This window comes from Streptomyces alkaliphilus, assembly GCF_014141535.1.
Lineage (GTDB): Bacteria > Actinomycetota > Actinomycetes > Streptomycetales > Streptomycetaceae > Streptomyces > Streptomyces alkaliphilus.
Genome location: NZ_VKHT01000228.1, coordinates 1 through 6,105, shown reverse-complemented (window position 1 = coordinate 6,105; position 6,105 = coordinate 1). Strand labels below are relative to the sequence as shown.

Here is a 6,105-nt window from a genome sequence, read left to right as displayed (position 1 = left end):
CACAGTGTTTCGGTGGTCATGGCGAAGGGGAAACGCCCGGTTACATTCCGAACCCGGAAGCTAAGCCTTTCCGCGCCGATGGTACTGCATGGGGGACCGTGTGGGAGAGTAGGTCGCCGCCGAACAATCATTGAAAGCGTGGCGTGTCGTGAACCCTCGGGTTCCGACACGCCACGCTTTTTTGTGCCCGAAAACGGAATCGGGAAGACCTGTCGGGGTAGGCTCCCCTCTTCCCCCGGTCTCCCGGTCGGGGTGAGGTTCCACGAGTGGTTGGTTCGGGGTGACGATCATGGTGATGTTGGCGAGTTTCCCCCCGGACGTGCGGATCGTCGGTACGAACGTCTCCCTGCGTCCCTGGGAACTGCACGACCTTCCCCGGATGCCGGCGCTCTTCGACGATCCCGAGGTGGCCCGCTGGACCGCCCTCCCCTCGCCCTTCGATCTCAACGCCGCCCGGGCCCGGATCGCCCGGTCGCACCGCTTGGCCGCCGGTGGCGTCGGCCTCCAGCTGGCAGTCACCCTGCCCGGCGAGGAGCGGGTGCCACGTGGCGAGATCGGCCTGATGCGTGACCCCGACGAACCCGGTACCGCCGAACTGGGATACGCCATCGGCCCCGCGCACCGGGGGATGGGCCTGGCCTCCGGTGCCCTGGTGCTCTGCGCCGAACTGGCCCGCCGCGAGCTGGGGTTCGAGCGGGTGATTCTGCGCATCGATCCGGAGAACGGCCCCAGCCTCGGAGTGGCCCGATCCGCCGGCTTCGTCCCCGCCGACGTGCCCCTCTTCCACCGGCCGATGAAGGGACGCATCCACGCGCTGGTGACCTGGATCCTCCCGGGCTGAGTTCCGCCCCGTCCCGGTGCCCGTGGGCGGCCCGTCCCATCGGCGCGAACGGTGATGTGCGGGCGGTGCTTGTTCCCCGGGGCGATGTGCTGCGAGCATCGGGGGATGGCGGCTTTTGTGGTGCGACACACCGAAGCGCGTGATTGGCGCGCTCTTCGTGTGCTGCGCCTGACCGCCCTGCGTGATCCCGTGGCGCCCCTCGCCTTCTACGAGCGATACCGGGACGCCCTCAATCTTCCCCGGGAGGAGTGGCAGCGGCGCGCCACCCCGCGAGCCGACGCCCTCACCCTCGTCGCGGAGAACCTGCGGGAGGAGGGACCGGAACTGCTGGGCATGGTGGTGCTGCTCGTGCGTGCCGAGGACACCGGAGATCACGTCCAGTTGGTCGGGGTCTACGCGCGGCCGGAGTATCGCGGTACGGGGTTGGCCCGGAAACTGCTGGGGGAGGCCGTCGACCGCGCCGCCGGGCGCGAGGTGCGGCTGTTCGTGCACGAGCGCAACCACCGGGCCGCCCGTTGCTACGAGGCCCTGGGTTTTGAGCCCACGGGTCGCAGTGAGGAGGTCCCGGAGGATCACCCCCTCCCCGGTCGCGAGCCCGAGCGGGCGTGGGAGATGGCGCTCGCCCCCCGGCCCTCCGCCTCCTGGTCCCCGACCCGTGCCACGACCGGGGTGTTCCTCCCCGAGAGCGGCTGACCGCCGACCGGGTGTCACACATCGGCGTCGGGCGGTGTCCTCGTGTCGGAAGCGAGGAACAGCGACGAGTCACGAGCGGATGGGGATATCCATGGACACCGACACCGACACCGACACCGGGAGCACCCGCGTTCCGCCGGCCGAGATCACCGGCCTGCGGGGCGCCGTGGCGAAGAGGCTCAGCACGAGGATGTTCGGCGAGGTGGTCGAGCCGCTGGGGGTGATGTGGCACCACCGGGGGGTACTGGGATTCGGCCTGCGGGCGGGCCGGAAGGCCGCCGCGTGGAGCGAGTGCGACGAGGATCTGAAGGCCTTCGCCCACATGGCGGTGGCCTCCTTCATCGGGTGCGGATTCTGCCTCGACCTCGGGTACTTCCGCACCCGCCACGAGGGGCTCGACGAGACCCGGGCCCGTGAGGTGCCCCGGTGGCGGGAGTCCGATGTCTTCACCCCCCTGGAGCGGGACGTGCTGGAGTACGCCGAGGCCATGAGCCGCACCCCGCCGGCGGTGACCGACGAGCTCTCGGCCCGGCTGCTCGAGGGACTCGGCGCGCCGGCGCTGATCGAGTTGACCGCCTGGATCGCGCTGGCGAACATGACGGCCCGGATGAACGTGGCCCTCGGTATCCGGGCGCAGGGGCTGGCCGCCTCCTGCGGGCTGAGTCCGCTCGCCGAACGGACCGGCACGGGAAGGGCGCCGGGGACGGACACGCCGTCGTGACCGATGATCCGTTCGTCACCCACCGCGGCCTGCTCTTCACGGTCGCCTACGAGATGCTGGGCTCCGCCGCCGACGCCGAGGACGTGGTGCAGGAGACCTGGCTGCGGTGGGCGGGCGCGGAGCGGGAGAAGGTGCGCGAACCGCGCGCCTATCTGGTGCGGATCGTGACCCGGCAGGCGCTCAACCGGCTGCGGACCGTGGCCCGGCGGCGCGAGGAGTATGTCGGCGAGTGGCTGCCCGAGCCGCTGTTGACCGGCCCCGACGTGGCCGAGGACATCGAACTCGCGGAGAGCGTCTCGTTGGCGATGCTGACCGTGTTGGAGACCCTGCGGCCCACCGAGCGGGCGGTGTTCGTGCTGCGGGAGGTCTTCGACGTCCCGTACGCGGAGATCGCCGTCGCGGTGGGAAGGACCCCGACGGCGGTGCGGCAGATCGCTCACCGGGCCCGGGAACACGTGGCCGCGCGGCGGCCCCGGAACCGGGTGGACCGCGCAGAACGGGAGGCGGTGGTCGAGCGGTTCATGGCCGCCGTCCGGGAGGGTGACCTGCGCGGGTTGTTGGACGTGCTCGCCCCGGACGTGGTCGTGGTGGCCGACGGCGGCGGGATCGCCCGGGCGGCCAGGCGGCCGATCGAGGGCGCGCACCGGGTGGCACCGCTCCTGGCCGGGCTGGCGGAGCGGGAGCCCGGACTGGAGGTGACACCGATCCTCCTCAACGGTGAGCCGGGCATGCGGCTCGTCCTGTGGGGGGAGCTGATCGCGGTGGCGGGCGTGGTGATCGAGGAGGGGCGGATCACCCGGGTCCACGCGGTGCGGAACCCGGAGAAGCTGACGCGGGTCGGTGAGGAGGTGGCGCTCCGCCGGTGAGCCGGGTGCCGGTGTCGGTGTCGGCCGGCAGGGTGGACCCATGACCGCGCACACCTCTCCGCCCGTCCCGCCGAACCCACTATCCCCGTCCGGCCCGGCCCCGGGCTTCTCCACCGCTTCCCCGGCGGTCGGGATCGGCTCCGCCGGATCGCTGTCGCCGCGGGAGTGCGTGGTCGAGCTGTGGCGGCGGATGGAGGCGCGGGACTGGTCCGGCCTCGGGGCGCTGATCGCGCCGGACGCGGTGATCGACTGGCCGGCGACGGGGGAGCGGATCGTCGGCCGGAACGCCTTCGTCGCGGTCAACCGCGAGTACCCCGAGGGCTGGTCCATCCGGGTGCTGGACGTGCTGGCCGACCCGGCGGGAGAGCGGGTGGTCTCGGAGGTGGAGGTGCCGCAGGAGGGTGTGGGTGTCTTCCGGGTGGCCTCCTTCTGGACCGTGCGCGGGGGCCTGGTGGTGGCGGGGACGGAGTACTGGGTGACGGTCGGCGGGGACGCCGCCCCCGCCTGGCGTGCCCCGTGGACCCGGCCCCTGCCGGGGTGAGGTGCCCAAGCCATCCCCGGCAGGGGCCGACGGGCCCGGGTATCCGCCGGACCCGATCAGCTCGACCCGGGAACCCGGGAACCCGGGAACCCGGGAACCCGGGAACCCGGGAACCCGGGAACCCGGGGCCGTGGGGGTGGATCCCGCCCGGGTTCCCCGGTCCCGGAACGTCACGGTCGCACCGTCGTCCGCGGCGGTTCGTCTCGCGGCCGCCTCACCTGCCGATCGTGTCGAGTTCGGCGAGGTCCTCGGGGGAGAGTCGGAGCCCCGCGCCGGCGACGTTCTCGCGCAGGTGTGCGAGGGAGGAGGTGCCGGGGATCAGCAGGATGTTCGGCGACCGCTGCAACAGCCAGGCCAGGGCGACGGACATCGGCGTCGCGTTCAGCCGGGCGGCCACGGCGGAGAGCGCCGAGGACTGCAGGGGGCTGAATCCGCCGAGGGGGAAGAAGGGCACGTAGGCGATGCCCTCGTCGGCGAGTTCGTCGATCAACTTGTCGTCCTGTCGGTGGGCGAGGTTGTACATGTTCTGCACGCACACGATCGGTGCGATCGAGCGTGCCTCGGCGACCTGCTCCGCCGTCGCGTTGCTCACGCCGAGGTGCCGGATCAGGCCCTCCTGCCGGAGCTCGACGAGTGTTTCGAAGGCGGTTGCGACCGACTCGGGTTGGGGCCCCATGGCATTCCCGAGTCGGAGGTTGACCAGATCGAGTACCTCGAGGCCGAGGTCCTCCAGGTTCTCGTGGACGGCACGACGCAGGTCCCCGGGCTCCCGGGCCGGGGGCCAACCGCCCTGTTCGTCGCGCTCGGCGCCCACCTTGGTCGCCACGTGCAGGGTTTCGGGATAGGGGTGCAGCGCCTCCCGGATGAGCCGGTTGGTGAAGCGCGGTCCGTACACGCCGGCGGTGTCGATGTGCGTGATCCCGAGCTCCACGACCTCACGGAGGACGGCGAGCGCGGCGTCGCGATCGGCCGGCGGCCCCATGACGCCGGGTCCGGCGAGCTGCATGGCGCCGTAGCCGAACCGGGAGAGGGTCAGATCACCCTGGAGCAGGGTTCCGCCGGGGAGTGCGGGGGAGGACATGGTCGTACCTCTGCCTTTCGTCGTGTGCTGCCGAGGTGTGCCGCGGGGGTGTGCCGCGGTTCCCGCTCCAGCCTGGTGACATGGCATTCTGAAAGGAAGTAGGCACCTGAAAGTGCGTAGGGAACCCCGGGGTGGGCGGAGGAGCGTGCGGTGACGACGATGACGGCGGCCCAGCGGCGGGCCCGCGCCAGGGTGGAGTACGACGCCTTCCTGGCGGCCTGTCCCAGCCGTGACCTGCTCAACCGGATCTCCGGCAAGTGGGTCGCGCTGGTCCTTTCCGCCCTCGGCGGCGGGGAGCCCGGGCCCGGGGGTGACTGTGGCGGTGAGCCCCGGCCGATGCGCTACTCGGAGCTGGCCCGCACGCTGGCGGGGGTCAGCCAGAAGATGCTCACCCAGACGTTGCGCTCACTGGAGCGGGACGGCCTCGTCGGCCGCACCGTGGTGCCCACCGTGCCCGTCACGGTCACGTACGAGCTGACCGAGCGGGGGGTGTCGCTGTACCGGGTGGTGCGCGGCCTGAAGACGTGGGCCGAGACCCACATGGACGAGGTGATCGCCCACCGGGCGACGTACGACGCCGATACCGGCGCCGATACCCACGCCGGCGCCGACTGATCGGACCCCGGCCGCCGCTCAGGGCAGGTGGGGGAGGGTGTCCAGGGAGTCGAGCAGTGCGCCGCGCAGGGGGGCGGTGGCGGGGTCGTCGCCGACCACGTAGAGGGTGGCACCCTCACCGGCGATGTTCTCCAGGGCGATGGTGTCGGCCCGGCCGGGGGAGCAGGAGTGGCGGACGTTCACCCGTTCCAGCGCCTCCAGGGAGCGGGCGACCAGGGCCAGGCCCGCGTCCCGTCGTCCGGGGTGGGAGCCCAGGGCGCCCTCCAGCTCCATGGACATGCCGGGGGAGACCCGGGGGTGGGCGCGCAGGATCCGGGCCGCGTCGCCGCCGCCGGAGCGTGCCCAGCGCTGGACCCGTCGGCAGTCGGCGCCGTCGAGGGCTGCGGCGTGCAGGAAGCATCGCAGCAGGGTCTCGGCGGCTTCCGCGTCCAGGGCGAAGACGGGCTCGGTGGGCCGTACGGGGGTCAGCAGGGCCTTCGCGCGGCGCCGGGCGACGAGGGGGTCGGCGCAGCCCCGTTCGGGGCCCCAGCGCAGCCTCACGGGGGTGTCGACGCGGTGTTCGGGGTCGTAGACGTGCACCGGTCCCAGCCGCGAGCGGCGGCGGGCGGTGCGGTCGTACAGGGTGCCGTCGGGATCCGTCACGACCAGCGGGCCGGGGGCGGAGGCCACCGCCCCGGCGGCGTCCGCCGGGGCGGGAGACGCCGGTGTCGGGTCGGGCGTCGGGTCGGGTGTCGGGACGTGTGGCGG

General features: G+C 72.6%; 7 protein-coding genes, 1 rRNA gene and 1 pseudogene. 7 read left to right on the top strand and 2 right to left on the bottom strand.

The window, feature by feature from the left end:
* Positions 1 to 8: 8 nt before the first annotated feature.
* From rrf to FNQ90_RS09835, 6 genes are all read left to right on the top strand, one after another.
* Positions 9 to 125, top strand: a 5S ribosomal RNA gene (rrf, locus tag FNQ90_RS09860).
* 164 nt (positions 126 to 289) lie between these two features.
* Complete coding sequence (locus tag FNQ90_RS09855) at positions 290 to 841, top strand: GNAT family N-acetyltransferase (protein ID WP_228454221.1); 552 nt, start codon at positions 290 to 292, stop codon at positions 839 to 841.
* 120 nt (positions 842 to 961) lie between these two features.
* Positions 962 to 1,534, top strand: coding sequence for a GNAT family N-acetyltransferase (locus FNQ90_RS09850; protein WP_182606021.1), 573 nt, complete (start codon positions 962 to 964; stop codon positions 1,532 to 1,534).
* A 91-nt stretch (positions 1,535 to 1,625) separates the two neighbouring features.
* Positions 1,626 to 2,255: a carboxymuconolactone decarboxylase family protein gene (locus tag FNQ90_RS09845; protein WP_182606020.1), complete on the top strand. Its 630-nt coding sequence runs from the start codon at positions 1,626 to 1,628 to the stop codon at positions 2,253 to 2,255.
* Positions 2,252 to 3,121 (top strand): RNA polymerase sigma-70 factor, encoded by an 870-nt coding sequence (locus FNQ90_RS09840; protein WP_182606019.1) that lies wholly within the window; start codon positions 2,252 to 2,254, stop codon positions 3,119 to 3,121. The genes FNQ90_RS09845 and FNQ90_RS09840 overlap by 4 nt, the downstream gene beginning before the upstream one ends.
* A gap of 40 nt (positions 3,122 to 3,161) precedes the next feature.
* Entirely contained in the window at positions 3,162 to 3,662 is a 501-nt protein-coding gene (locus FNQ90_RS09835; RefSeq protein WP_228471012.1) for a nuclear transport factor 2 family protein, read from the top strand.
* 214 nt (positions 3,663 to 3,876) lie between these two features.
* Here the strand turns inward: FNQ90_RS09835 and FNQ90_RS09830 are convergent, their stop codons facing one another.
* Positions 3,877 to 4,743, bottom strand: a complete 867-nt coding sequence (locus FNQ90_RS09830; RefSeq protein WP_182606018.1) for an aldo/keto reductase family oxidoreductase — start codon at positions 4,741 to 4,743, stop codon at positions 3,877 to 3,879.
* 159 nt (positions 4,744 to 4,902) lie between these two features.
* Here FNQ90_RS09830 and FNQ90_RS09825 point away from each other — a divergent pair, with 159 nt between their 5' ends.
* Positions 4,903 to 5,358 (top strand): winged helix-turn-helix transcriptional regulator, encoded by a 456-nt coding sequence (locus FNQ90_RS09825; protein ID WP_194432382.1) that lies wholly within the window; start codon positions 4,903 to 4,905, stop codon positions 5,356 to 5,358.
* An 18-nt stretch (positions 5,359 to 5,376) separates the two neighbouring features.
* On the opposite strand, the pseudogene FNQ90_RS09820 reads toward FNQ90_RS09825, so the two are convergent.
* Positions 5,377 to 6,105, bottom strand: a pseudogene (locus FNQ90_RS09820) (type IV secretory system conjugative DNA transfer family protein); the annotation flags it as partial.

What these genes read in the sequence shown, in the direction of transcription:
- FNQ90_RS09825 (WP_194432382.1), top strand. Translation starts at nt 4,903, where the DNA reads ATGACGGCGGCCCAGCGGCGGGCCCGCGCCAGGGTGGAGTACGACGCC.
- FNQ90_RS09855 (WP_228454221.1), top strand. Translation starts at nt 290, where the DNA reads ATGGTGATGTTGGCGAGTTTCCCCCCGGACGTGCGGATCGTCGGTACG.
- FNQ90_RS09830 (WP_182606018.1), bottom strand. Translation starts at nt 4,743, where the DNA reads ATGTCCTCCCCCGCACTCCCCGGCGGAACCCTGCTCCAGGGTGATCTG.
- FNQ90_RS09835 (WP_228471012.1), top strand. Translation starts at nt 3,162, where the DNA reads ATGACCGCGCACACCTCTCCGCCCGTCCCGCCGAACCCACTATCCCCG.
- FNQ90_RS09845 (WP_182606020.1), top strand. Translation starts at nt 1,626, where the DNA reads ATGGACACCGACACCGACACCGACACCGGGAGCACCCGCGTTCCGCCG.